Below are 24023 nucleotides of genomic sequence, written 5' to 3' on the forward strand. Positions count from 1 at the left end.
ATAACGTACGACATTCGGCACGCGCCGGCGCCCCGCGCCCCCCCCGCCCACCCTGTACCCACCCCGCGCCCGCCGGTACGGTGGTAGCGGGCCCGGGCCCCGCGCCTGGAGGAACCGGTGTGAAATCAGAGCATCGGTCCGCCGAAAGGAAGACCGGTGCCGTAGTAGGTGCCCAACTCCTCGTGGTATCCCGGATCGCCGAGGTGCTTGTCCCGGTGGAACTCCGGGGCGTTCTTGATCTGCTCCTTGGTGCGGTCGACGAAGACCTTCTGCTCGTCCGGGTCGATACTGACGACGGTGCTCGCGGGGAGCAGGACTTCCTTGCCGAAAATCCATACGCCGGTGTCCACCACCAGGTAGGCGTCATCGACCTCGTCGGAGTGTTTGTCCACCTTGCCGATGCTGCCGTCGGTGGCCTCGACCTGGTAACCAGTGAGGTCGGTGCCCGCGACACGGCCGGCGGTCGACTGATAACGCCACACTTGCTCAGTCACGCGAAAACAACTCCTCCGGTGAACAGAGGACGGCAGGTATTCCCGCCGTTCCTCGTTTTCCGTACGTCGTGCGCGGCGGTTTCTCGCTCCGCCGTCATGCCGATTGCCCCGTTTCCAGGGATGCACTCACTCCATCGAAATCGGGCCGCAGCGGCCATCGAAATCGGGCCTCCGATGCCATCGAAATCGGATCTCGGCGGGAAACGCGGTGATCTACGCACTCCTGAAATCGGATACCGGCCCGACATGGGGGTACCCGGCGGCCATGGAGACGACATCAACCACACCACTGCGCGCACTCGCCCTCGTATGCACCTTGTCCCCCTCACCCACACCGTCCAGCTCACAGCTGCTGGCCGAGCAGACCATGACGGCGCTCAGCGAGCACGGCGTCACCGGCAAGGTGGTCCGGGTCGCGGATCACGACGTTCGACCCGGGGTGAAGACGGACATGGGCGACGGGGACGGGTGGCCTGGGATCCGAGACGCGATCATGGGTGCCGACATCCTGCTGCTGTCCACTCCGATCTGGCTGGGGCATGCGTCGAGCAATGCCCAGCGCGTACTGGAAAGGCTGAACGCCGAGATTTCCGAGACGGATGACGACGGCCGGATGCTCACCTACGGAAAGGCGGCCGCGGTGTGTGTCGTCGGGAACGAGGACGGCGCTCACAAGGTCAGTGCCGACCTGTTCCAGGGGCTCAACGACGTAGGTTTTTCCCTCGCCCCGAACGCCGTCACCTACTGGGTGGGTGAGGCGATGCACGGCACCGACTATCAGGAACTCGACAAGACCCCCGAAGCAACCGCGAAGACGACGGCCACTCTGGCGGCCAACACGGCCCACCTGGCCCGTCGGCTGAAGTCCGCCGCGTATCCGCCCAGTTGATCGGGTGCGACCGCCGCGCCGGGCTCCGGAGCGGCGGCCACCCACGGCCCGGCAGGCCCGCTCCGAGCCCCCGGAACTGGATCCGCTGGTGAGTCTCCGGTATACCCGTCGATCATCAGGTGTGAGCGGAGGGACCTGTCATGCCGCGCAGTCGCAGCGAGACCCGAACCAGGCATCCCCGGCACCAGCGTCGGGGGGAAGCGCGGTTGCCGGGTGTGCTCGTGACGCTCGCCGCGATCGCCCTCTACGTCGCCCTGCCGCAGCGGCTGCTGATCGCGCCCCGTTACGTGCTGCCTGCGCTGGAACTCCTGCTGCTGGTACCGCTGATCGCCATCAACCCCCGGCGGCTCACCCGCCAGACGAGGGCTTTCCGCGTCCTGTCGCTGACCCTGGTGGCCGTCATCGCCGCGAGCAATCTCGTGGCTCTCGGCATCCTGATCCACGAGCTGGTGTACTCCGGCGTGAAGGACGGGCGCTCCCTGCTGGTGGCCGCGTTGCAGGTGTGGCTCACCAACATCATCGTCTTCGGCCTGGCCTATTGGGAACTGGACCGGGGCGGCCCGGTCAGCCGCACCCAGGCACCCCGCGCCGAACTCCCGCTGGCCGACTTCCGCTTCTCACAGGACGAGAACGACGACGCGGTCCAGGAGGTCGCCGACGGTGCGAGCGGTACGTCCGACTGGGTCCCCACGCTGATGGACTACCTCTACGTGTCCGTGACCAACTCGACGGCCTTCAGCCCGACCGACACGATGCCCCTGTCGACCCGCGCCAAGCTCATGATGAGCGTGCAGAGCGTCGCCGCCCTGCTGACGTCGCTCCTCGTGATCGCCCGCGCCGTGAGCATCTTGCGCTGAACGACGGGACCGGGTCCTCCTCCCCGTGTCGCGGCCAAGGGGCAGGCGTTAGGCGGCTCGTGAGGATGCACGCACTGAGTGGGACGCCACGACCGTCCACACCGATGTCATGACGTTCCAGCACCCCGCGGAGCGCGGCGGTTCCCGACGCGGCACGTTCGCACGGCTGGCGGAGACCGGATCCAATCTCACCAGCTCGCCGTTCTTCTTCTCCTTCTGTCTGTTGCTGGTCGCGGGCTTCGCCGTGGTCCACATCGCCGGGCTGTCACTGTCGTGGCAGCATGTGGCCGGCGACGCCATGGCCGCGGTCACGCTGCTCCTGCTCGCCCTGCTGAAGAACGCCGAGCGCCGCGCCGAGCACGCGATCCAGCGCAAGCTCGACGCCATCGCCACCGCGCTCCTCGAACGCTGGGACGGCGAACAGGACAAGGCCCGAGCGAGCCTCGAGAAGGCCGTCGGTATGGAAGACCAGCTGTGACAGCACGCGGGCGCGCCGGCGCCTTCACCGGGATCTCCGCTCGGGCAAATCCTCACTCGCCGTCGGCACCGCGATCGCCACCGCCGACTGGGTCATCGACCTCGGGCCGGGTGGCGGCGACGCGGGCGGCCGGGTGGTCGCCACCGGCCCTCCCGCCAAGGTCGCCAAGGCCAGGCGCAGTGTCACCGCGCCCTATCTGGCGCGCCGGCTGGTGTTCTCCTGAGCCGCGCCGAGCACGGCTCGGCGCGGCTATCCCGTTGCGCAGACACGGCTCGGGCAGCTCTCCCGTCAGCCGAGCGTGCGGACCAGCAGGAGCGCCACGTCGTCGTCGGGCTCGGGGCGCAGCGCGCCGAGCAGCATGTCGCTGGTCCGTTCCAAGGAGTGCTGGGTGCCTCGGAGCAGCCGGGTCATGGTTTCCAGGCCGGTGTCGATGGACTGGGTACGGCTCTCGACCAGCCCGTCGGTGTACAGGGCGAGCAGGGTACCCGCGGGGAGTTCCTGTTCCATGGTCTCGAAGGGCACTCCGCCCACGCCGAGGGGTACGCCGCCGGGCACGTCCAGGAGGTCCGCACTGCCGTCGGGACGGATCATGACGGGCGGGAGGTGACCGGCGCTGGACAGCGCGCAGGTGCCCTGTCGGGGATCGCACACGGCGTAGACACAGGTCGCGATCGCGTCACCGAGCGACCCCGCGATGTCGTCGAGGTGGTGCAGCATCTCGGCGGGAGACGGATCGAGACGAGCCAGTGCGCGGGTCGCGGTGCTCAACTGCCCCATGATGGCGGCGGCTTGGACGCCCTTGCCCATCACGTCGCCGACGATCAGCCCGGTACGCCCCCGGCTCAGCGGCAGCACGTCGTACCAGTCCCCGCCGACCTCGCTGAGCGCCGGGAGGTAGCGGACGGCGATGTCCAGGCCTTCGTGGTCCACGGGCATGGGCGGCAGCAGACTGCGCTGGAGGGTCAGCGCGGCGTTGCGTTCGCGTCCGTAGAGCCGGGCGTTGTCCACGCAGATCGCGGCGCGTGCGGCGAGTTCCGAGGCGAGGATGCCGTCCTGCTCGTCGAAGGAACGGGAGTTGATGGTGCGGTACAGACTGAGCGTGCCCAGCACTTCGCCCCGTGCCACCAGCGGGACCGCCAGGTACGAGTGGACGCCTGCCGTGCGCAGGCTCTGGGCGGCGTGGGAGTCCCTCGCGATGCGTCGCATCATGGCGGAGTCCACGCGCTCCACCAGGATCGGCCGGGCCTCCCGGACACACTGGGTGATGATCCGTGTGGAGCTGTAGGTGGCCAGTTCGCCGACCGGGTCCGCCGCGTGGATGGCGTCGGTGAGGTATCCGGCGGCCACGGCCAGGGCGCGGAACTCGGCGTGGGCCTCATCGGTGATCGCGGTGGTGGTGCCGTGCGCGACCACCGCCTCCAGCACGTCGACGGCGGCCAGGTCCGCCAGCTGCGGTACGGCGACGTCGGCCAGTTCCCGGGCGGTCTGCTGAAGATCCAGGGTGGTGCCGATCCGGACGCCGGCGTCCGCGATCACCGAGAGACGCTCGCGCGCCTGGGAGACCTCGGCCGCGGCCTGCTGCCGCTCGGTGACGTCGATGACGGCCATCGCCAGCCCGAGCACCCGGCCGTCGGAGTCCTCGATGCGGTGGTACGACTCGGAGTACGCGCGCTCCTCGGGCTGCGCCGGCGTCCGGCCGACGCTCTGCTGGTCCAGCAGCGGTTTGCCGCTGGCCAGGACGAGTCGCATGCGCGACTCGATGGCCGCGACGTCCAGGTCCGGCAGCACCTCTCCGACACTGCGTCCCAGGACCGCCTCCTCGGGCAGGCCGTTGATCCGCTCCAGAGCCGGGTTGACGCCTACCCACCGCAGCTCGTTGTCGAAGACCGCGATGCCGAGCGGGGTCTGATTGACCAGGCTGTGGGACAGCGCCAGGTCCCGCTCCACCAGGCGTACCGTCCTGGCGTCCGCCGCCAGGCCCAGGAGATGCGCCTGGCCGTCTCTGGCGCGCAGCCGCATGGTGCGGAACTCCACGGGACGTTCCGTGCCGTCCTTGTGCTGCATGGGGAACACACCCGCCCAGCGGGCTCCGGAGCGGACCTGCGCGAACAGGTCGCGCGCCCGCCGCCGGTTGTCGTGAGACACCAGGAGGTCGTCGGCACCGTGGCCCAGTGCCTCATCCGCCCGGTATCCGAGCAGTTGCTCGGCCTCGGGGCTCCACAGCACGATGAGACCGTCGCTGTCCAGCACCACGGCCGCGACCTGCAAAAGGTCGAGCAGGCCTCCTGGTGCCGCGGTGATCTCGTCGTCGTGTCCGGTCGTATACCCGTGCATTCCAGCCGCTCCTTCCGGCGCGGCACCGGCACCGCCAAGATCCGCCCTGCGGGTTCTCCGATTAGGTCACACCGCGCTCAGGAGGGCAACAGCTGCGGCGTGGAACGGCGTACGCATCGCAGGTGGCGCGGGGTGTGCCGCGGGTGTGCGCCGCGTCCCGCACTCGGCCGTACGGGTGGCGGTGCGGACCCTCGGACCCCGGCTCCCGGCGGCAGGGCGGTTCCCGTCCCGGTGTGGGAGCGTGCGAGTGCAAGAGGTCGGCCTCGGGCTGCCGGGTCACCCCGCTGAGAAGGTCGAACGAGAGCTGGTCATGAGCGCCGAAGGAGAGCTGGTCATGAGCGCCGAAGGAGAGCTGGTCATGAGCGCCGAAGGAGAGCCGGTCATGAGCACGTTCCTCACAGCCCGGTCCGTCAGGACGACGCCGGAAGGCATCCTCTGGGAGCCCAGCGAACGCTGGGTACGCGGCCGTACGGGCGACATCACCGTGGTCGACAGCAGGCATCCGGTGCTCGTCTGGGAGCCCGGTCTGCCCGTCCCGACGTACGCCTTCCCCCGCGAGGAGATCCGTGCGGACCTCCTCCGCCCGGCCGAGAACCCGCCCCTGGGCACGCACTCCGGCTCGCAGAGCTTCTACGACCTCGAAGTCGGCGGCGGACTGCGGGAGAACGCGGCCTGGACGTTCCCCGCCGCCGACCTGGCCGACCACATCGCGTTCGAATGGTTCCGGCGCAGCGGAAAGGGACTCGACCACTGGTACGAGGAGGAGGAAGAGATCTTCATCCACCCCCGCGATCCGCACAAGCGGGTGGACGCACTGCCGAGCAGCCGGCATGTCACGGTCGCGATCGACGGCACGGTCGTCGCGGACACCCGTCGGCCCGTGCTGCTCTTCGAGACCGGTCTGCCGGTGCGCTACTACATCCCGCGCGAGGACGTCCGCCTCGACCTGCTCGTCCCCACCGACCACACCAGCGGCTGCCCGTACAAGGGCACCGCCGCGTACTGGTCCTGGCCGGGCGAAGCCGACGTACCGCCGAACCTCCTCTGGAGCTACCCGGCCCCGCTGGCCGCCGTGGCCGCCATCGAGGGGCTGGTCGCCTTCTACAACGAAGCGGTCGACATCACCGTGGACGGCCGACTGCTGGAGCGGCCCGTCACCCCGTTCAGCGGTGCGCTCGCCGCGCGCCCGTCGACGTGACAGCCGGACGACAGGCTGCGCGCCGCGGTGGTGCGGGCGACAGTCGCCCGCACGCACGAGGGGCTGGAGTCGTCACCGACTCCAGCCCCTGTGTGAGATGACGTGGCGTCAACCTTCAAGTGTCAGTGGCCTCCGTGGCCACCGCCACCGTGGCCGCCGCCGCCGTAACCGCCGCCTCCGTGGTCGCCGCCGCCGTAACCGCCGCCTCCGTGGTCGCCGCCGCCGTAACCGCCGTGGTCGCCGCCGTAGCCGCCGTGGTCACCGTCGTGGCCGTTGTCGTAACTGTCGTCGTTCCAGTAGTTGTTGTCGCCGTGGTCGCCGTGGTCGTCATCACGGTCGTGGCCGCGCCAGTTGTCGTGATAGTTGCCCCAGCTGCTGTGGCTGGAGTCGTGCGACACGTGGCCGGATGTGCTGGCACTGGCGATGCTCGCTCCGCCAAGGGCCAGAGCCAGGGCCGCGAACACGGTCGCGACCAGCCTGAAAGCCCTTGATGTTGTTACCCGCATGGTGGTGTTCCCCTTCCCGGGAGCGTTGACGGCTCCGAGCCCTGCGCGGCCACAGGACGCCGGCGCCGGTGAGGCGCTCAGGCGTTCGCAAAGGGGTCCGGTACATCGGCCTTGAAAATAACGGGAGTTGCCGTTGCCGACTCGCGCGCTGAATGCGCAGCATCGGGCCCACCGGGGCTGCTGAGTGGCAGCTCACCCCGCGGCGGGGCATACGTCCGTCGGACAACCGGCGACCGGGTGGGTCGTCGATTGGCTATGGAGATTGTTCGTCTTCTCAAAAAGGCGAAAGACGGATAATTCGTTCAATCCGGATCTAACTTACGCATAAGATCGTATAGAAGTCAAGTTGATTCGATGGGTGCGGGGCATGGATGGAGGTGGCCGAGTTGCCATGGTCAACTCCCGCTTGTCGTCGAGTAATTGACGCCCGGCTGGTCCGGCGCCGCCGACTGCTGGTCTCCACGCCGGGCATTCGCTCACGCATTCGAAATCGGTACCAGGACGCGACGACGCCCTGGGAGGACGAGGCCTCTGCCGGTGCCGGTGCCGGTGCCGGTGCCGGTGCCGGTGCCGATCCGGACCGGACCCGCGGCCGCCGTCTTCTGCCCTCTCGGCGTGATCAGCGTTCCCTGGGGAGGGAGGGGCCGCTGGGGCGGAGGCGATGGTGGCCGTCGACGGGGTGGGTCGTGAGGTGTGGCCGGTGGAGGTGGTGGGAGGCCACGCGCTCGATGGCCAAGAGGGCGGCGTCGTCGGCGGGCTGGTCTCCGATGTGGGTGACCAGGTCGGCGTGGATGTGGCGCAGCAGGGCGTCGGGAGTGGAGCGGGGGAAGGAGGCGACGCGCTCGGCCAGGGGATAGAAGGCGCCCGCCGGAGAGCGGGCTTCGATGACGCCGTCGGTGTAGAGCAGGAGGATGTCGCCGGCTTCGAAGGCGAACTGGTCGGGGTGGTGTCCGGCGGCGGGCACCTCGCACATGCCCAGCGGGGGCATGGGGTGGCGCGCGTGCAGGACCGTCACCTCGTGATCGTGCAGCAGTAGGGGCGGCGGATGGCCGCAGTTGATCATCTCGCCGTGGGGATCGTGGTCGGACAGGTCGAGCACGAGCGCGGTGATGAAGTGTTCGCCGGGGTCGTGCTCGGTATCGGCCACGTCCTCCAGGTCGCGGCACACACTCACCTCGAGTGCCGCCGCGAGCTCGGGCAAGGTGGTGTACCGGTGGGCACCCTCCCGGAACGCCCCCAGCAACACCGAGGCCTCGCCGATGGAGGCCAGCCCCTTGCCCCGGACGTCGCCGATGATGACCCGGGTGGAAGCGTGGGTGGCGCGGGAGACCGCGAACAGGTCGCCCCCGATCTGGGTCTCGTCCTCGGCGGCCAGATACAGCCAGGCCACCCGCAATGGCCCGATCCGGCGCGGCGGGGGCCGCAGCAGAACCAGTTGCGCCGTCTCGGCCACCGACCGTGCCCGGCTCAGCTCCCGGGCGCGCCGCTCCCGTACCTGGCAAACGAAGACCACCAGTGCGGACAGCACGGCCAGGGCGATGATCTGCGCCACGTGGTTGGTCGTGGTCAGGCCGCCATGCAGCGCGGCGACGAAGACCTGGGCGGCCACGGCCAGCGCCCCGACCAGAGCCGTCACGCGCGGCCCGGCGACGGATGCCGTGAGCGCGGGCGCGATGACGAGCAACGGACCCAGGTGGACATCGGTCGGGGAGCGGATGTCCACCACGGTGATCACGACGATCAGCGCGAGCGGGATGGCCACCAGTCCGCGGCCCGACGGCTCTGCGAGCCGGTCCACTGACACACGCCGGACTCTCACAACCCCATTTTGCGCCCGGTACCGGGGCGCCTGCCCCCTGGGCGTCGGCGCGGCACCGTCCTGCACCGGCGGCGCGGCAGTCGCGGGGTGGCGGGGTGGCGGTCGTACGGCGGATTCGCGCGGGAAGACCCCCCGGCGGCTGACCCGGCCAGGCGGGAATGCGGCGCCCCCTCCCGCCGTTACACCGCACGTAGCTGACATGCGCGAGTCAGATCGCGCGATGTGGGCGGAAGGAGGACCTCATGGCACGCACCAGTGCACGTCCCGTCGTCACGCTGAGGTCGACGGCCGGGACCGGCGCCACCTATGTGACGCGCAAGAACCGCCAGAACGACCCCGACCGGCTCGTGCTGCGCAAGTACGACCCGGTGGCCGGGCAGCACGTCCCGTTCCGGGAGGAACGCTGAACCGAGCCCGGCGTCGGCACCAGCCGGACCGCTACCCGGAAGGAACGCTCATGAGGCCTCGTATCCACCCGGAATCCCGACCGGTCGTCTTCCGCGACCGCGCCGCGGACGTCACGTTCCTGACCCGTTCGACCGCGCACTCGTCCAGGACGATCGAGTGGGAGGACGGCAACACCTACCCGGTGATCGACGTCGAGATCTCGTCGGCGAGCCATCCCTTCTACACCGGGAAATCGCGTGTCGTGGACACGGCCGGCCGAGTGGAGCGCTTCGAGCGTCGCTACGGCCGCACGGCCCCGGCCCAGCGCTGACCGCGGGCCGGCCGAGCAGGAGGAGAGCAGAACTGTGAAGGTACGCAAGTCCTTGCGTTCACTGAAGGCGAAACCCGACGCACAGGTGGTCCGCCGACGCGGCGTGACCTTTGTCGTCAACAAGAAGAACCCGCGCTTCAAAGCCCGCCAGGGCTGAGCGCGCGCCGAGGCGCGGGGTGGGCCGCAGCGGAGAACCTGACAACTCCGCTGCGACCCACCCCGTTGCTGTACCGGGACCGGGGAGCCACGGCAGCCGGCACGGCCACCCAGCTCACATCGCCGGCCGCTGTCTCGTGATACCGGTATGAACACGAAACCGCTTCCACGAACACCTCGCCAAGGGCGACGGGGCCAGGTTCCTGACGGCGGCCCCCCTGACGATCGCCCGATGACGTACGACGCGCACCACGAGGACGGAACGAGGCTCGGTATGCGGGTAGCGGTGGCAGGCGGGACCGGACTGGTCGGACGGTATGTGGTCGACGAGCTGGTCGCGGCGGGGCAGGAGCCGGTGGTGCTGGCCCGCTCGCGAGGCGTCGACCTCGTCACGGGCGCGGGGCTCGACGCGGCCCTGGCCGGCGTGGAGGCGGTCGTCGACGTGAGCAATGTGACGACCACCAGCGCCAAGAAGTCGCGCGCGTTCTTCGACAGCGTGAGCCACCACCTCCTGGACGCCGGCGCGCGGGCCGGCGTACGGCACCACGTGGCGCTGTCGATCGTCGGCATCGACCGGGTCGGCCTCGGCTACTACCAGGGCAAACTGCGCCAGGAGGCGGTGGTGCAGGGCGGCCCGACACCGTGGACGGTGCTGCGCGCCACCCAGTTCCACGAGTTCGCGCAGCAGACCCTCGACCGGATCCCGGGCCCGCTCGCCGTGGTGCCCCGGATGCGCACCCAGCCGGTCGCGGCCCGCGAAGTGGGCCGACACCTGGTGCGACTCGCCCTCGCCGCGCCGCAGGGCATGGCCCCCGAACTCGCCGGACCGCGCGTCGAGCAGCTGGTCGACATGGTGCACCGACTGCTGCGGGCCCGGCACCAGCGCCGGCCGCTGCTGCCGGTGAAACTCCTCGGCGCCACGGGTGCGGCCATGACGGGCGACGGCCTGCTGCCGACCGGACAGTGCGTCCGGGGCAGCCAGACCTTCGACGCGTGGCTGGCCGAGAACGTCGCGCAGGGAGGATGAGCAAGCCGACGCGAGGCGTGCGAGACCGGTGACTCGACGGGCTGGTCGCCCTCCTCGACCGGACGTCGCGGCGACGGCGACGGTGGCGGCAAGGTGTGTGCGGCGCGGCGCCCCGTCGTCGGCGCCGACAAGGTGGCCCGGCTCTTCCTCGGCCTCATGCGCAGGGAACGGGACGTGGAACTCACGCAGGCCGACGTGAACCGCACACCGGGGTCGACGGTACGCATCGCGGGGAGCACCATCGCCGTCCTCGCGCTGGACGTCCACGACGGCCTGGTCACCCAGCTGTGGCTGGTGGTCAACCCCGACAAGCTCCACGCGTGGACCGGCGACGAGCCCCGAACCGGAATCACGGGGTGTCCGAGGCAGGGCCGGTGACGGGCAGACAGACCGTGAACGTCGCCCCGTGGCCCGCCGCGTTGCCGTCCGGGACGGTTGCCGTGACGGCGACGGTGCCCCCGTGGGCGGTGACGATGTCGCGGGCGATGGACAGCCCCAGTCCGGTGCCGGTGGTCTCGCCGGAGTGACGGGTGCGGGCGGACCCCAGGCGGACGAAGCGGTCGAAGGCGCGGTGGCGGTCGGCAGCCGGGATCCCGGTTCAGGCTCCCGTACCCCGACACGATGATCGCCGACCTCGCGGCTCGGGTGGCCCCCTCAGGGGACGGACGCCTGCTCGACCTGGCCTGCGGCACCGGCCAGCTCGCCTTCCCGCTGCGTGGCTGGTTCGCGGACGTACTGGGCCGTGGACGCCGAACCCGATATGACCGACGTGGTCCGCGCCAAGGCGACCGCCGCCGGCGCAGCCCACGTCCGGACGGTCACCGCCGGCGCGGAGGAACTGCACGCCAGGCCGGCCGGCTTCGAGCTGATCGTCATCGGCAACGCCTTCCACCGCCTCCGCCGCACCCCGGTCGCCCAGCGCGCCCTCGCCTGGCTCGAGCCCGGCGGCTGCCTGGCACTGTGCTGGTCGACCTCCCCATGGGCAGGCTCCCAGGACTGGCAGCGGGCGCTCGACAGCAAGCTGCAGGCATGGCAGAGCACCCTCGGCGCGTCCGGCCGCGTTCCGTCCGGCTGGGACGAGTCAAGGCGGCAGGAACCTGACCGTGCCGTATTGGCCCGTGCCGGGTTCGAGGCCGCCGGACGTCATACGTTCTCCGTCGAGCATCACTGGACGATCCGCGAACTCGCCGGGTTCATCCGGTCGACGTCGTTCCTGCCGCCCTCCGTGCTCGCGGAGCACGCCGCCGAGTTCGACGCGGACCTGACCGCCGAACTAGGCCGCCAGACGGTCAACGACCGCCTCACCGAAACGGTCGGCTTCGCCTACGAACTGGCCCGCAGGCCGACTGCCGCCTGACCGCCACCCCACAGCGGACGAGTGCTGAGCCTTACCGAACGGGACGCCGCCCGAGCAGCACCTCCAGAGCCACAGCCGTATCCGGATACCGCCCCGTCAGTACCGCGCCGGCCGGGCCGGGATCCACCGTCTCCCACGCCTCGTCGCAGCCCAGCAGGTCCGCCAGCGCGTCGCACGTCGCCGGGTGGGCGGCGAGCAGCGCGCAGCCGCCGCCGCTGTCCGTGGGCCGGGCCGGACCCACGGCCTGCGGCTGTGTCCGCCATGGCGGCACCCACTCGTCCAGCGCCGCGAGTCGGCCGGGGAAGACGCGCCCGGCCTCACGGATCAGCAGCGGGGCCAGTTCGGCGCCGCCCGAGCGCAGGGTGGTGATCAGGGTAGGGAGCCAGGGCAGGAGCACCGGGTCCGGCAGCCGTCCGAACGCGTTCGACACCGCCTCCACGACGAAGTCGGTGAGGCCGGGGACGGGCTCCAGGGCGTGTACGAAGCCGCTGAGGTAACGCGGATAGGCGGGCACCACCAAAGGGTTGCCCAGGAGTTCGTCGCACCTTGCCCGGAGGTCCGCGCGGGTGAGGTGCCCGAGCTGCACCTGAGCCGCCCACAGCAGCGCCGTCTTCGACGGGTCCTCAGGATGCGACTGGGCGACCGCCAGCTCCAGTTGGGTCCGGTCGCAGCCCAGGGACAGGGCGAGGCCCTCCATGCTGAACAGGAAGCCCAGCATCGCCGCCACATGGCGCACGGTGGCGTCGTCGTCGGTGAACGCCGTCGGCAGCAGGGTGCAGTAGTGCGCGTATCCGGCTTTGACGAAGGACTCGATCCACGGTGGCAGCACCGGCTCGCTGGTGCGGTAGTACGCCAGCAGCCGTCGCACCCGGCGCAGCACCTCCGGTGCGCCGTCGACGCTGCGCTCGGCCGACAGCACCTCCAGGGCGCGGGTGCCCAACTCGTCGGAGAGGCGGCGGCTGCGCAGATACAGCGTCGCGTCCTCGACGGCTTCCAGGACGGTCGCCGCGGTGGCCTGCGGGCCGTACGCCGTGCGCCGCAGGCGCTGCTCCAGGACCTGCTCGATGCTGACGCCCTCGTAGCCCAGCTCGATGAGCGCCCGCTGGTGGGTGCCCAGTGCCAGGTCCCACGACTCCTGGATCGCCTTCTCGCCGAGTTTCCGCTCGCCCATGATCGGCCTCGCGGTGCCCTGCGGCATCAGGTAACGCAGCATCCACAGCACGTCGGAGCACCGCTCCAGTTCCGGCCGGGAGGCGATGTCCAGCAACGCCCTTTGCACGCCCCGCTGTTGGAGCTTCAGGTTGAGCGGCGCGAGCCGGTCGTGCACGTCACGCGCCAGGGGTGGCAGTGCGTCGTAGCCGACCTGGCCGACCCGGTCGCCGCCCATCATGATCTCCACGAGTCGGCGCACGTCGCGCCGGCCGGGCACGGTGTCCTTCTCGATGCAGGTGACGGCCGCGTCCTGGAAGTCGTACGGCGTCGGCCTGGCCCGGTCGCGCATCCCCGCCAGCAGGATCGACGTCTCGAACACGGCGATGGCGTCGGCGGTGGAGGCGAGATAGCCGGCTCGGCGCGCGGCGCGCACGATCTCCACCGACCAGCCGAGCAGCTCGGCCTCGTCCAGCCGGTCCAGGACGGGCGGCCGGCGGAGGAAGCCGGTCAGCTTGTCCGAGGGCGGCAGCACCGGTACGGGACCGGCCGCGGCGGTGGCCTTCTTGGCTCTCGACTTCTTCGCTCCCGCCTGACCCGCCAAACGGTACGGCTCCACACGGGTGCGCTTCACGTTCTTCGCCCAGACCGTCGCGGCGATCGACACCGAGCCGGCGGCGAGGCCGAACTGCGCCTCGATCGCCGCGTGGCTGGACGGGATCAGTCCGTGCTGCCACTTGGTGGCACTGCGCGGGCTGATCTCGAAGGTGCCGGTGCCGTGGACGCCGAACTCCGCGACACGGCTGGCCGCGTGGAAGGCACCGCAGACGTAGAGGCAGTCCGCGGGATCGGCGCCGGTCGCGGCCAGGTGCTCGCGCATCCTGGTCCACATGTAGCGTTCGCGGTCCTCGTCCACGCGCACCCGGTGGGGGTCGCCGGGCGCGAGGCGGCGGAACAGGCTGCCGATCAGAAGCATGACCTGGCGGTAGGTGTCGTGGTCGCTGCCGCCCAGCGGCAGTTCGACGTACTGGTGCCACCACTCCGACCAGTGCCGGACCCTGCCATGGCGCAGCAGGTGTTCCTCCAGTTCGGCGAAGCGAGGCCGCAGGTCGCCGATTTCGACGCCGACCGCGTCGCCGTGCAGCGCGGCCTCCTCCTCGGCGGCCGCTGCGTCCGGATCGGATCCCTCGCCGATCCGGGTCTCCCGCGCGTCCCACTGGAAGACGTGGTCCGAGGAACGGTCGACCAGGACCAGTTCGACGCCCGGAGTGTCCAGCGCGTAGGCGATCGCCTGGTACTCGGCCGAGGCCTCGGTGATCGGTGCGACCACCGACAGCGGGGACCACTCGGCGGGAAAGCCGTCGACCTCGGTCGCGAAGGCCTGGACCGCCACCGGGAGACGGCAGTTGCGCAGTTCGGTCAGCAGCGGCGCCATGTCCTCGCACAGCTCCAGGTACACGACCTTCGGCTGCTTCTCCCGCAGACGGCGTGCCATCGCGAGCGCCGAGGCGGGGGAGTGGTGGCAGACGGGGAAGATCTCCAGGGGCTCGCGCACCGCGCGGTCGACGTCGTCGACGAGGCCGAGGAGGATGCCCTCCAGGGCGTCGGGCCCGTCGGCGAACGTCGCGGCGGCCTCCTGCAGTTGCCCGCGCAGTGCTTCGAACGTCCCCTCGCGCGAGGCGCTCGTGGTTTCCTCGTACGTGCCGCTCATGACAGGGTGGCGATCGCGTCGCGGCCGCCCTCCAGGAACTCCGGCCAGGATCCGCCCTCTTCCTTGCTGCGCGGTTCGACGACGCCGTGCAGGTACTTGTTGAGGATGGCCAGGTCCTCGGGCTCGCGCCGGGCCAGTGACCCGACGAGCGAGGAAGCCAGCGTACGAGCGGTCAGGGCGCGTTCGCCGAAGAAGTTGCTGTGCAGAATGGCGTCCTCGAGTACACCGATCTGCTCGGCGGAGGACAGCGCGGACTCCAGCTTCTCGTCGTCGCTGCCGGCCGCCGCCGCCGAGGCGCGCAGGTCCGCGAAGCTCTGCAGCAGCACGTCGAGCAGCGTCGGCGGCACGTCCAGCTCGATCTGGTGGCGACGCAGCAGTTCCTCGGTGCGGAAGCGGACGATCTCCGCCTCGCTCTTCTTGTTCGTCACCACGGGGATGCGCACGAAGTTGAAGCGGCGCTTGAGTGCCGAGGACAGATCGTTGACGCCCCGGTCACGGCTGTTGGCGGTGGCGATGATCGAGAAGCCGGGCTTGGCGAAGACGATGTTGTCGCTGTCCAGTTCGGGGACCGAGATGTACTTCTCGGACAGGATCGAGATCAGGGCGTCCTGGACGTCGCTGGTGGAGCGGGTGAGTTCCTCGAACCGGCCGATCGCGCCGCCTTCCATCGCGGTCATGATCGGCGAGGGGATCATCGACTCCCGCGACTGGCCCTTGGCGATCACCATGGACACGTTCCAGGAGTACTTGATGTGGTCCTCGGTGGTGCCGGCCGTGCCCTGCACGACCAGCGTGGAGTTGCGGCAGATCGCGGCGGACAGCAGCTCGGCCAGCCAGCTCTTGCCGGTGCCGGGGTCGCCGATGAGCAGCAGGCCGCGGTCGGAGGCCAGCGTGACGATGGAGCGCTCGACGAAACTGCGGTCGCCGTACCACTTCTGCGGGATCTCCCGGTCCAGGCCGTCGGAGCGCTCGGAGCCCAGGATGAACAGGCGGACCATCTTGGGGGACAGGCGCCAGGAGAAGGGCTTGGGGTTGTCGTCGATGGACTCCAGCCAGTCCAGTTCCTCGGCGTACTTGATCTCGGCAGGGGCGCGCAACAGGTCGGACATGTCAGGGCCTTTCTCAAAGACTCTTAAGCGAGGAACGTCTTGAGCTCGTGGACGAGCTTGCGGATGTGGCCGGAGAGCACCGGCGTGCCGAGGTCCTTGAAGCGCTCGCGGAACCACGGGTTGACACTGCCGCGGCCGGAGCTGGTCACCGAGCCGACCGGGATGAACTTGGCTCCCGACCGGTGAATGGCGGCCATGCTCTCGAACAGCGGCTCGGTTCGCCATTCGTAGAAGTCGGAGATCCACACCACGACGGTGTTGCGGGGCTCGGCGATCTTCGGCTGGGCCAGTGCCATGGCGACCGTGCCGTCGGTGCCGCCCCCGAGGTTGGTGCGCAGCAGCGTTTCGAAGGGGTCGTGCACCCAGGGCGTGAGGTCGAGCGCCTGGGTGTCGTACGCGATCAGGTGGACGTCCACCTTCGGCAGCCCGGCGAAGATCGACGCGAGGATGGTGCAGTTCACCATCGAGTCGACCATCGAGCCCGACTGGTCCACGACGACGATGAGCCGCTGAGGCGTCGTCCTGCGGGCGGTGTGCCGGTAGTAGAGGCGGTCGACGTACAACCGCTCCTCCTCCGGGCTCCAGTTGGTGAGGTTCTTCCAGATCGTGCGGTCGAGGTCGAGGTTGCGGAACACCCGCTTGGGCGGGACGGAGCGGTCCAGGGCGCCGACCGTGGCCTTCTCCACCTGAGTGCGCAGCACTTCGGCGACCTCGTCGACGAATCGGCGGATCAGGGCCTTGGCGTTGGCCAGGGCCACGCCAGAGAGGTTGTTCTTGTCCCGCAGCAGCTGCTCGATCAGCGACATGCTCGGAGTCAGCTGGGCGGCGAGCTTGGGGTCGGCCAGCACCTCGCGCAGGTGCATCCGCTTGACGAGGTCGGCCTCGATGGCGCCGAGTTCCGGACCGATCGACGGAATCAGCCGGCTGAGATCGGGCGTCCTGCCGCGACCGCCGGTGCCGGTCGGGCTGACGCCCGGCCCCGCGGCGCTTCCTCCGGTCCGGCCGCCGCGCAGCTCGCCCGGCCTGCATCCGAGCGCGCGCTCCAGCCAGCCCGCGTCGGACTGCCAGCGCGCCAGCTGTCCGGCGGTGACCGTGCCGGAGGGCGAGGCGAAGACGTTGAGCAGCACCTTCGACACCAGCGCCGCGCGGCGTACTTCGGCGGCCCGGTCGCGTGCGTCGTCCGAGCCGTCGTCGGGCTCCGGGGCCATCAGACCGTCGAACTCGGCGGCCAGGTCCGGGTGGCGCTGGACGACCGAATCGACGGAGGCCTGCGGGTCGAGCAGCGCGGACGGCAGGCCGATGTCCTCTACGACGGCGAGGCTCGCCGACTCGAGCGTGGCCTGCTCCTCGGGGTCGAAGAGGCGGGCGAGCAGCCGCCAGTAGAGGACCTGACGGCGGTTGTCGTGGGGGTTCGCCTCGGGGTTCCGCGGGTTCGTGCGACCGGCAGACTGCCCGGTGTCGGCCGTAGGTCCCGTTGTCTGCTCCGTCATTTGCGCAGCAGCCTTCCGGCACGCTCCCGCAGCACGGTCACGGCGTCGGTGGCGGCCTTCTCCGCCTTGACACCGACCTTGTCGGTGGTGCCCCCGGCCCATGCGCCGGCGTGGATCGCGACGGCCTTCTTCCGCAGGGTCGTCTCGACGGCCAGAGGTTGCACGCGATACGTCCCGGCGTCCCAGCGGAGCAGCCCGATGCACGCGCCGGACGCCGCGACGGCCTCGGGGGTCAGCGGCCCGGTGGCCGGGACACGGTCGGTGTCCACGGCCAGAGGGTGTCCGGCGACGGTGAATGTCAGCACGTCGTCGTCCTTCCGGGCCGCGTAGCCCTCCAGGAACACGGGTACGGCGATGCGCGCCGGGTGCCGGTCCAGCGGTGCGGTAGCCGCGCCCGTGGCGTGGGGCAGGGCGACGCGGGCCGTGGCGAAGGCGTCGGCGGGCTCACTGGGGCGGGCGTGCTCGTCGCTCCAGAGCAGATCGCCCTCGGCGGTGACCGGCATGCCGGCGAGCTCCATCGAGCGGCCTTCGCCGACGGCCGCCAGCAGCGACATATGGGGGCGCAGCAACTGCCAGACGCCCGCTCCCACCACCGTGTCCGGTTTCGGTGCCGAGACACTGGCACGGACCAGGCGGGGCGCGGCGCCGTCGGCGGGCTCGAACACCGCGTGGACCTGGGCCTGGGCGGCCGTCGCGTGCTCCTGCAGGTCGACACCGAGGGGCAGCAGGCGGCCGGTGGCGGTATCGGCCGCGGGCGCCTCGGAGGCGCCGGGCAGCGTCAGCAGCATCGCACGCGACCAGAGGTCGCCCCAGCGGCGAGCGGGGACCCTTTCCAGGGACGCGCCGGGACAGGACGCCGCGAGCTCGACGGCGAATCCGTCAAGGAGCGTCGCGAGGCGGCGCATCGACGGGTCCGGAAGCATCGCGGAGACGACTTGCGCCGATCCGGAGACCACGTCGTGGTCGATGCCCTGCCATCCGGCGCGCGCGAGATCGGAGAGCCAGGCCCGGGCGGCGGCCGGCAGGTTCGCCGCCTGCAAGGCGCCGGGCTCCGGTGCCGGCTCCTCGTCGCGGGTGCGGCCGGTGGCCTCGTCGAGGCGGCTCACGAGGGCGTCGTGGACGGAGCCGAGGAGTGCGGTGCGCGCGGCGGCCAAGGCGACGAAATGGTCCTCGCTCGCGGCTCCGGCCGCCGACTTCTCGGCCGCCTCGGCGACCCGGGAGGCGAGCGGCGTGCCCGCGACGGCGTGGGCGAGCTCCGTCAGATCGGCGACCTGGGCGGGCTGGGGACGGAGGAGCCCCCCGGCGAGCGCCCGGTCAAAGCCGTCGACGGCCGCCAAGGCCTCGTCCAGCCCGGCGATGGATTCGGAGAGCAGATCGGCGCGCATCACGCCACCGTCCTGGTCGGCGGGAACCACTGCATCTCGGGCAACGGGGCTGTGGTCGGGGCGAGTTCCAGGTAGGCCAGGTGGCGCAGGAAGCGGCTGAAGACGGGCGCGGCGGCCGTGGTGTCCCCCTGCGACGGCCGCGTGTCGCTCATGGCGCCGGAGATGCTCTGCGCAGCCGGCTCCCCGTCCACGACCTCGACCCTCAGATAGCGGGCGACGCGCTCGGCGCCGTACTGCAGCACCGCCTCGGTGATCAGGGACCGGATGTGATTGCAGAACGAGCCGCGCGCTCCGCCGCAGGGCCGGTTGTTGTTGGTGCTGCACGCGAACGCGTACGTGCCGGCCGCGACCGACGAGACATAGACCCGCTCGATGTCCGAGCCGCTGGACACCACGCCCTGGAGGCGTCCGTCGGCCAGCTCGACGAACGGAACCTTGGCGAGCTTGCGCGGCCGCGCGGGCGCTATCACCCGTGCCGTGCTCGACCTCTCCCAATCCGACAACGCACCATCTCCTATGCACCCAAGGGGACTTCCACGCCACACCGGCGGGACACGACTGAACATACTTGCCGCCACTGACAACGCCCCCTCACGCACGCTCTGCGCGCATTCCAAACGCCCACACCCACGCCGACCAGGGGCTTGAGCCGGTTCGTGGGGTGGGTGCCGCCGCCCGCGACCGAGCCGCGGAGGGCGCGCCGGGTGTCGGGGCGCCGGGGCGTCGGGCCGAGGTTTTCCGCGGCTTCGCCGGGATCGCCCGCACTCTCATCCGCCACCGCCGGCTTGCCTGCGATGTGCGCCCGCGGCGGATGCGGGGCGAGGCGGTGACGTCGGCGATGTGCGCCCGCGGCGGATGCGGGGCGAGACCGTGGCGTCGGCGATTTGCGCCCGCAGCAGATGCGGGGCGAGGCCGTGGCGTCGGCGATGTGGAGGCCGGTTCTACCGCTTCCGCTCGACCAAGCGGGCGAGGTTGTCCAGAGCCATGCGGGTGCCCAACTCGTTGTCCGTACGGGGTACGTCGTCGGGAATGCCCTCGTGCACGATCACGACGTCGGTCGCGTCGTCGCCCGCGTCGTCCACGGGGGTGAGTGACGTGGTCATCGTCATCGTGCCGCGCAGCGCGTCGTCGGAGGTCTCGAACTCCAACACCTCTACCACCAGCTTGTCGGGCACGAGTCGTGCGAAGTGGCCGTGGTAGGTGTCCGTGTGGAGGGCCGACTTCCCTGCACCGGCTGCGTCGTCGTAGGTGAGCGAGACGCGGAAGGTGCCGCCTTCACGGGGGTCGAATTCGTGGACGTGGCTGGTCATGCCGGCGGGCACGCGCCATGCGGCCACCGCGCCCGGATCGAGGAGTGCCTGGTAGACGGCTGCGGGAGTGGCCTTCACGCGTCGCGAAACTTGCGTGGCATACATGAGAGGCAACGTACTGCCCGCGCGGCGGATTCGCCGCTGCTGTGCGGTACGGGTGTGCTCGACGGCGTGTCGGCCGGTCGCCCGGGGGCCCCGGTGCGCGCCAGGGCCCCACGGTGCGGGAGCTGTCAGGGAATGCGGGCCACGCCGGTGTATATGCCGCTGCCCTCGGGTGCGGGCGCCGGGGTCGTCTTGAACCACTCGGGTGCGGTGACCAGGCCGGGGTCGAGAAGGGTCAGGCCGTCGAAGAAGCGGGTGACTTCCGGGCGGGTGCGGAAGCCGAGGCGGATGCCTCCCTTGGCGTATTCGGCGGTGACCTGTTGGGCGAGTTCCGGGAAGAGGTCGGATGCGGCGTGCGACAGCACGAGGTAGCTGCCCGGCGGCAGGGTGGCGACCAGATTGCGGACGATGCCGTGGGCGTCCTGGTCATCGGGGACGAAGTGCATCAGTGCGATCAGGGAGAGGGCGATCGGGCGGTCGAAGTCCAGCACGGCACGGGCGCGTTCGAGGATCGCGTCCGGCTGCCGTACATCGGCCTGGATGTAGTCCGTAGCACCCTCGGGACGGCTGATCAGCAGCGCTTCGGCATGCCGGAGCACGATGGGGTCGTTGTCGGTGTAGACGACCTTCGCTCCCGGTGTGATCCGCTGGACTATCTGATGCAGGTTCGGCTCGGTCGGGATGCCCGTGCCGATGTCGAGGAACTGGTCGATGCCTTGTGCGGCGAGCCAAGCGGCCGCTCGGTGCATGAACTGTCGGTTCTGCCGGGCCGCGTCACGGGCCTCGGGCGGCAACTGCGCGCCCACTGCCTCGTCGACGGGATAGTTGTCCTTGCCGCCCAGGAGCCAGTCGTAGACCCTCGCGGGATGCGCCTTGCTCGTGTCGATCTGCGGAGGGTGGGGTGTGTCGGTCGTCATGACAGGCTCCGGTGCGCGCAGGGGGATCAGCGTGTTTCCGATCACCGTAGTCTGGCACGGCATCTCGCCTGAAAGTAAAGGGAGTTGCCCGTGCCCGGCCAGGCGGCAGCCGGGTCGCGGCGCCGTCTTGGCGCGCGTGCGCGGCCGCACCCCGGGGTGGCTTGTCTTCAAGCCTTGACGGATCGGTGAAGCGCGCTGTCGGCCGGTGACGTCCGCACTCCAGCTCAGAGCATGCGGAGCGGTCCCGCCGCGCAAGAGGCGTACACACGACGTGAAGAAACTCGCTGCAGAGGACTTGCCCCCCGCTACGACTCATTACTTAAATCAAATCGTGAACTAAGTGCAGTGGAAGGTCGGTTCACCCGCAGACGTCCAAGAGCCGGAACCGGCGTTTCCGCTCCGGACTCATGTGTTCGCTCCGCTGTCACCCCACCCGCATGGGAGCCATGGCATGAAACTCAGAACCTTGGGTGTCGCGCTCGCCGCAATGGCCGCGCTGATCACCCTGCCCCTGCAGACACCGGCCGCAGCGGCCGAAACACCGCTGTCCCAAGGCAAGACGGCCACATCCTCCTCCGACGAGAACGCGGGCACCCCCGCTGCCGGCGCCGTGGACGGCAACACCGCCACCCGGTGGTCGTCCGCCGCCAGTGACACCCAGTGGCTGCAGGTCGACCTCGGAACCTCGGCCTCGCTCACCAAGGTCGTCCTCAACTGGGAGACCGCCTACGGCAAGGACTACCGGATCCAGACCTCCCAGGACGGGAGCAACTGGACCGACATCAAGACCGTGACCGGCGGCGACGGGGGAGTGGACACCCTCGACGTCTCCGGACAGGGCCGCTACGTCCGCATGTACGGCGTCCATCGCGCCACGCAGTACGGCTACTCCCTGTGGGAGTTCCAGGTGTACGGCGACACCGGCACGACTCCGCCCACGACCTGTGACCCGGCCAACGCCGCGCAGGGCGGACAGGCCTCCGCCTCCTCCACCGAGAACGCGGGCACCCCGGCTTCCGCGGCCTTCGACGGCAACACCGGCACACGCTGGTCCAGCCAGGCGTCCGATCCGCAATGGGTCCAGGTCGACCTGGGATCGGTACGGGACCTGTGCAAGGTCGACCTCAACTGGGAGACGGCGTACGGCAAGGCGTTCCAGATCCAGGCCTCCACGGACGGCCAGAACTGGACCACCCTGAAGACCGTCACCGACGGCACCGGGGGCACGGCGTCCTACGACGTCTCCGGACAGGGCCGCTACGTACGGATCTACGGGACCACCCGGGCCACCGGATACGGGTACTCGCTGTGGGAGGTCGCCGTCCACACCGGGTCAGGTGGCACACCGCCGGTCCAAGGGGGCGGCGACCTCGGCCCCAACGTCATCGTGGTGGACCCCTCGACGCCCAACCTCCAGCAGCAGTTCGACCAGGTCTTCGCCCAGCAGGAGTCGAACCAGTTCGGCTCCGGCCGCTATCAGTTCCTGCTGAAGCCCGGCACGTACAACGGCATCAACGCCCAACTCGGCTTCTACACCTCGATCTCCGGGCTCGGGCTCAACCCCGACGACACCCACATCAACGGTGACATCACCGTGGACGCGGGCTGGTTCAACGGCAACGCCACCCAGAACTTCTGGCGCTCGGCGGAGAACCTCGCGATCACCCCCTCGAACGGCACCGACCGCTGGGCGGTGGCACAGGCCGCCCCCTTCCGCCGTGTTCACGTCCAGGGCGGCCTCAACCTCGCGCCGGCCGGCTACGGCTGGGCATCGGGTGGCTACATCGCCGACTCCAAGATCGACGGCACGGTGGGCCCGTACTCCCAGCAGCAGTGGTACACCCGTGACAGTTCCGTCGGCGGCTGGACCAACGGCGTGTGGAACATGACGTTCACCGGTGTGCAGGGAGCCCCGGCGACCAACTTCGACACCGGCCCGTACACCACCCTGGACACGACCCCGGTCTCCCGCGAGAAGCCCTACCTCTACCTGGACGGCAGCGCGTACAAGGTCTTCGTGCCGGCCAAACGCACCAACGCCCGCGGTGTCTCCTGGCCCAACACGGCCGGGACGTCGATACCGCTGGACCAGTTCTACGTCGTCAAGCCCGGCGCGACCGCGGCGACCATCAACGCGGCTCTCGCCCAGGGCCTGAACCTGCTGTTCACACCGGGTGTGTACCACCTCGACCAGACGATCAACGTGGCCCGCGCCAACACCGTCGTCCTGGGCCTCGGCCTGGCCACCATCGTGCCGGACGGCGGCATCGACGCGATGCACGTCGCGGACGTGGACGGGGTCAGGCTCGCCGGATTCCTCATCGACGCCGGACGGGTCAACTCGGACACGCTGCTGCAGATCGGCCCGGCCGACGCCTCCGCCGACCACTCCGCCAACCCCACCACCATGCAGGACGTGTTCGTGCGCATCGGCGGCGCGGGGCCCGGCCTGGCCACCAACTCCGTCGTGGTCAACAGCGACGACGTCGTCATCGACCACACCTGGCTCTGGCGCGCCGACCACGGCGACGGGGTCGGCTGGGACACCAACCGGGCCGACTACGGCCTGCGCGTCAACGGGGACGACGTCCTCGCGACCGGACTGTTCGTCGAGCACTTCAACAAGTACGACGTGCTGTGGAACGGCGAACGCGGACGGACGATCTTCTTCCAGAACGAGAAGGCGTACGACGTGCCCAACGCGGCCGCCATCACCCATGACGGCATCGTCGGATACGCGGCCTACAAGGTCGCCGACTCCGTCGGCGTACACGAGGCGTGGGGTCTGGGAAGCTACTGCAACTACACGGCGGACCCCTCGATCGTGCAGGCTCACGGATTCCAGGTCCCCGTCAAGTCCGGGATCAAGATGCACGACATTCTCGTGATCTCCCTGGGCGGCAAGGGCCAGTACGCCCACGTCATCAACGACACCGGCGCCCCTACGTCGGGGACGGACACCGTTCCTTCCAAGGTCACCCAGTTCCCGTGACCGGCAAGCCGAACGGCTGACAGGC

Annotated in this window: 23 protein-coding genes and 1 pseudogene; 12 read left to right on the plus strand and 12 right to left on the minus strand. The window is 70.2% G+C overall.

What is annotated here, in order from left to right; genetic code table 11:
- Nucleotides 1-125: 125 nt before the first annotated feature.
- Nucleotides 126-494 carry a PRC-barrel domain-containing protein gene (locus tag ACFVXA_RS08065; RefSeq protein WP_362021173.1) on the minus strand — a complete coding sequence of 123 codons (369 nt, stop codon included), beginning with the start codon at nucleotides 492-494 and terminating at the stop codon, nucleotides 126-128.
- Nucleotides 495-759: 265 nt separating this feature from the next.
- Between ACFVXA_RS08065 and ACFVXA_RS08070 the strand changes: the two genes are divergently transcribed.
- From ACFVXA_RS08070 to ACFVXA_RS08085, 4 genes and pseudogenes are all read left to right on the plus strand, one after another.
- A complete protein-coding gene (locus tag ACFVXA_RS08070; RefSeq protein WP_362021170.1) occupies nucleotides 760-1383 on the plus strand; it encodes an NAD(P)H-dependent oxidoreductase in 624 nt (207 codons plus the stop codon).
- Nucleotides 1384-1604: 221 nt separating this feature from the next.
- On the plus strand, nucleotides 1605-2240 hold the full coding sequence (locus tag ACFVXA_RS08075) for a hypothetical protein (protein ID WP_383745794.1): 636 nt from the start codon (nucleotides 1605-1607) through the stop codon (nucleotides 2238-2240).
- Between the two features lie 109 nt (nucleotides 2241-2349).
- Nucleotides 2350-2718, plus strand: a complete 369-nt coding sequence (locus ACFVXA_RS08080; RefSeq protein ID WP_362021164.1) for a low affinity iron permease family protein — start codon at nucleotides 2350-2352, stop codon at nucleotides 2716-2718.
- Between the two features lie 16 nt (nucleotides 2719-2734).
- Nucleotides 2735-2941 (plus strand): annotated as a pseudogene (locus ACFVXA_RS08085) (hypothetical protein); the annotation flags it as partial.
- A gap of 65 nt (nucleotides 2942-3006) precedes the next feature.
- Here ACFVXA_RS08085 and ACFVXA_RS08090 read toward each other — a convergent pair.
- Complete coding sequence (locus ACFVXA_RS08090; RefSeq protein ID WP_362021161.1) at nucleotides 3007-5052, minus strand: SpoIIE family protein phosphatase; 2046 nt, start codon at nucleotides 5050-5052, stop codon at nucleotides 3007-3009.
- A gap of 382 nt (nucleotides 5053-5434) precedes the next feature.
- On the opposite strand from ACFVXA_RS08090, the gene ACFVXA_RS08095 reads away from it, so the two are divergent.
- The gene (locus ACFVXA_RS08095) at nucleotides 5435-6250 is read left to right on the plus strand and encodes a DUF427 domain-containing protein (protein ID WP_390024426.1); all 816 of its coding nucleotides are present in this window, start codon (nucleotides 5435-5437) and stop codon (nucleotides 6248-6250) included.
- A 122-nt stretch (nucleotides 6251-6372) separates the two neighbouring features.
- On the opposite strand, the gene ACFVXA_RS08100 is transcribed toward ACFVXA_RS08095, so the two are convergent.
- Nucleotides 6373-6648, minus strand: coding sequence for a hypothetical protein (locus ACFVXA_RS08100; RefSeq protein WP_383910132.1), 276 nt, complete (start codon nucleotides 6646-6648; stop codon nucleotides 6373-6375).
- Nucleotides 6649-7375: 727 nt separating this feature from the next.
- Nucleotides 7376-8560: a PP2C family protein-serine/threonine phosphatase gene (locus tag ACFVXA_RS08105; RefSeq protein ID WP_390024253.1), complete on the minus strand. Its 1185-nt coding sequence runs from the start codon at nucleotides 8558-8560 to the stop codon at nucleotides 7376-7378.
- A gap of 257 nt (nucleotides 8561-8817) precedes the next feature.
- On the opposite strand from ACFVXA_RS08105, the gene rpmG reads away from it, so the two are divergent.
- From rpmG to ACFVXA_RS08130, 5 genes are all read left to right on the plus strand, one after another.
- The gene (rpmG, locus tag ACFVXA_RS08110; protein WP_362021152.1) at nucleotides 8818-8982 is read left to right on the plus strand and encodes a 50S ribosomal protein L33; all 165 of its coding nucleotides are present in this window, start codon (nucleotides 8818-8820) and stop codon (nucleotides 8980-8982) included.
- A gap of 50 nt (nucleotides 8983-9032) precedes the next feature.
- Nucleotides 9033-9293, plus strand: coding sequence for a type B 50S ribosomal protein L31 (locus ACFVXA_RS08115; RefSeq protein WP_383745786.1), 261 nt, complete (start codon nucleotides 9033-9035; stop codon nucleotides 9291-9293).
- Nucleotides 9294-9327: 34 nt separating this feature from the next.
- Nucleotides 9328-9450 (plus strand): type B 50S ribosomal protein L36, encoded by a 123-nt coding sequence (gene ykgO / locus ACFVXA_RS08120; RefSeq protein WP_390024255.1) that lies wholly within the window; start codon nucleotides 9328-9330, stop codon nucleotides 9448-9450.
- A gap of 231 nt (nucleotides 9451-9681) precedes the next feature.
- The gene (locus tag ACFVXA_RS08125) at nucleotides 9682-10476 is read left to right on the plus strand and encodes an SDR family oxidoreductase (protein WP_390024257.1); all 795 of its coding nucleotides are present in this window, start codon (nucleotides 9682-9684) and stop codon (nucleotides 10474-10476) included.
- Nucleotides 10477-10569: 93 nt separating this feature from the next.
- On the plus strand, nucleotides 10570-10854 hold the full coding sequence (locus tag ACFVXA_RS08130; RefSeq protein ID WP_390024259.1) for a hypothetical protein: 285 nt from the start codon (nucleotides 10570-10572) through the stop codon (nucleotides 10852-10854).
- On the opposite strand, the gene ACFVXA_RS08135 is transcribed toward ACFVXA_RS08130, so the two are convergent.
- Nucleotides 10826-11068 (minus strand): ATP-binding protein, encoded by a 243-nt coding sequence (locus ACFVXA_RS08135; RefSeq protein WP_390024428.1) that lies wholly within the window; start codon nucleotides 11066-11068, stop codon nucleotides 10826-10828. The genes ACFVXA_RS08130 and ACFVXA_RS08135 overlap by 29 nt on opposite strands.
- A gap of 123 nt (nucleotides 11069-11191) precedes the next feature.
- On the opposite strand from ACFVXA_RS08135, the gene ACFVXA_RS08140 reads away from it, so the two are divergent.
- Entirely contained in the window at nucleotides 11192-11833 is a 642-nt protein-coding gene (locus ACFVXA_RS08140; protein WP_390024261.1) for a class I SAM-dependent methyltransferase, read from the plus strand.
- A gap of 31 nt (nucleotides 11834-11864) precedes the next feature.
- Here the strand turns inward: ACFVXA_RS08140 and ACFVXA_RS08145 are convergent, their stop codons facing one another.
- The 7 genes from ACFVXA_RS08145 to ACFVXA_RS08175 all read right to left on the minus strand — a co-directional run bounded on the left by ACFVXA_RS08145 (nucleotide 11865) and on the right by ACFVXA_RS08175 (nucleotide 21006).
- Nucleotides 11865-14693 carry a hypothetical protein gene (locus ACFVXA_RS08145; RefSeq protein ID WP_390024263.1) on the minus strand — a complete coding sequence of 943 codons (2829 nt, stop codon included), beginning with the start codon at nucleotides 14691-14693 and terminating at the stop codon, nucleotides 11865-11867.
- Nucleotides 14690-15802 (minus strand): AAA family ATPase, encoded by a 1113-nt coding sequence (locus ACFVXA_RS08150; protein ID WP_362030690.1) that lies wholly within the window; start codon nucleotides 15800-15802, stop codon nucleotides 14690-14692. The genes ACFVXA_RS08145 and ACFVXA_RS08150 overlap by 4 nt, the downstream gene beginning before the upstream one ends.
- A gap of 23 nt (nucleotides 15803-15825) precedes the next feature.
- Nucleotides 15826-17292, minus strand: coding sequence for a VWA domain-containing protein (locus tag ACFVXA_RS08155; RefSeq protein ID WP_389934511.1), 1467 nt, complete (start codon nucleotides 17290-17292; stop codon nucleotides 15826-15828).
- Nucleotides 17289-18677, minus strand: coding sequence for a hypothetical protein (locus ACFVXA_RS08160; RefSeq protein WP_362030694.1), 1389 nt, complete (start codon nucleotides 18675-18677; stop codon nucleotides 17289-17291). The genes ACFVXA_RS08155 and ACFVXA_RS08160 overlap by 4 nt, the downstream gene beginning before the upstream one ends.
- Nucleotides 18677-19180 carry a hypothetical protein gene (locus ACFVXA_RS08165; protein WP_390024265.1) on the minus strand — a complete coding sequence of 168 codons (504 nt, stop codon included), beginning with the start codon at nucleotides 19178-19180 and terminating at the stop codon, nucleotides 18677-18679. Before ACFVXA_RS08165 ends, ACFVXA_RS08160 begins: the two co-directional genes overlap by 1 nt.
- A 438-nt stretch (nucleotides 19181-19618) precedes the next feature.
- On the minus strand, nucleotides 19619-20092 hold the full coding sequence (locus ACFVXA_RS08170) for an SRPBCC domain-containing protein (protein WP_390024267.1): 474 nt from the start codon (nucleotides 20090-20092) through the stop codon (nucleotides 19619-19621).
- A 125-nt stretch (nucleotides 20093-20217) separates the two neighbouring features.
- A complete protein-coding gene (locus ACFVXA_RS08175) occupies nucleotides 20218-21006 on the minus strand; it encodes an SAM-dependent methyltransferase (protein WP_383909722.1) in 789 nt (262 codons plus the stop codon).
- A 451-nt stretch (nucleotides 21007-21457) separates the two neighbouring features.
- Between ACFVXA_RS08175 and ACFVXA_RS08180 the strand changes: the two genes are divergently transcribed.
- The gene (locus tag ACFVXA_RS08180) at nucleotides 21458-23998 is read left to right on the plus strand and encodes a discoidin domain-containing protein (protein ID WP_390024269.1); all 2541 of its coding nucleotides are present in this window, start codon (nucleotides 21458-21460) and stop codon (nucleotides 23996-23998) included.
- The last annotated feature ends 25 nt before the right edge of the window (nucleotides 23999-24023 follow it).

Source organism: Streptomyces sp. NPDC058246 (assembly GCF_042881985.1).
Taxonomy (GTDB): domain Bacteria; phylum Actinomycetota; class Actinomycetes; order Streptomycetales; family Streptomycetaceae; genus Streptomyces.

Coding starts and splice junctions, on each gene's coding strand:
- ACFVXA_RS08070 (WP_362021170.1), top strand. CDS start 760: ATGGAGACGACATCAACCACACCACTGCGCGCACTCGCCCTCGTATGC.
- ACFVXA_RS08080 (WP_362021164.1), top strand. CDS start 2,350: ATGACGTTCCAGCACCCCGCGGAGCGCGGCGGTTCCCGACGCGGCACG.
- ACFVXA_RS08090 (WP_362021161.1), bottom strand. CDS start 5,052: ATGCACGGGTATACGACCGGACACGACGACGAGATCACCGCGGCACCA.
- ACFVXA_RS08095 (WP_390024426.1), top strand. CDS start 5,435: ATGAGCACGTTCCTCACAGCCCGGTCCGTCAGGACGACGCCGGAAGGC.
- rpmG (WP_362021152.1), top strand. CDS start 8,818: ATGGCACGCACCAGTGCACGTCCCGTCGTCACGCTGAGGTCGACGGCC.
- ACFVXA_RS08115 (WP_383745786.1), top strand. CDS start 9,033: ATGAGGCCTCGTATCCACCCGGAATCCCGACCGGTCGTCTTCCGCGAC.
- ACFVXA_RS08125 (WP_390024257.1), top strand. CDS start 9,682: ATGACGTACGACGCGCACCACGAGGACGGAACGAGGCTCGGTATGCGG.
- ACFVXA_RS08145 (WP_390024263.1), bottom strand. CDS start 14,693: ATGAGCGGCACGTACGAGGAAACCACGAGCGCCTCGCGCGAGGGGACG.
- ACFVXA_RS08150 (WP_362030690.1), bottom strand. CDS start 15,802: ATGTCCGACCTGTTGCGCGCCCCTGCCGAGATCAAGTACGCCGAGGAA.
- ACFVXA_RS08155 (WP_389934511.1), bottom strand. CDS start 17,292: ATGACGGAGCAGACAACGGGACCTACGGCCGACACCGGGCAGTCTGCC.
- ACFVXA_RS08160 (WP_362030694.1), bottom strand. CDS start 18,677: ATGCGCGCCGATCTGCTCTCCGAATCCATCGCCGGGCTGGACGAGGCC.
- ACFVXA_RS08170 (WP_390024267.1), bottom strand. CDS start 20,092: ATGTATGCCACGCAAGTTTCGCGACGCGTGAAGGCCACTCCCGCAGCC.
- ACFVXA_RS08175 (WP_383909722.1), bottom strand. CDS start 21,006: ATGACGACCGACACACCCCACCCTCCGCAGATCGACACGAGCAAGGCG.
- ACFVXA_RS08180 (WP_390024269.1), top strand. CDS start 21,458: ATGAAACTCAGAACCTTGGGTGTCGCGCTCGCCGCAATGGCCGCGCTG.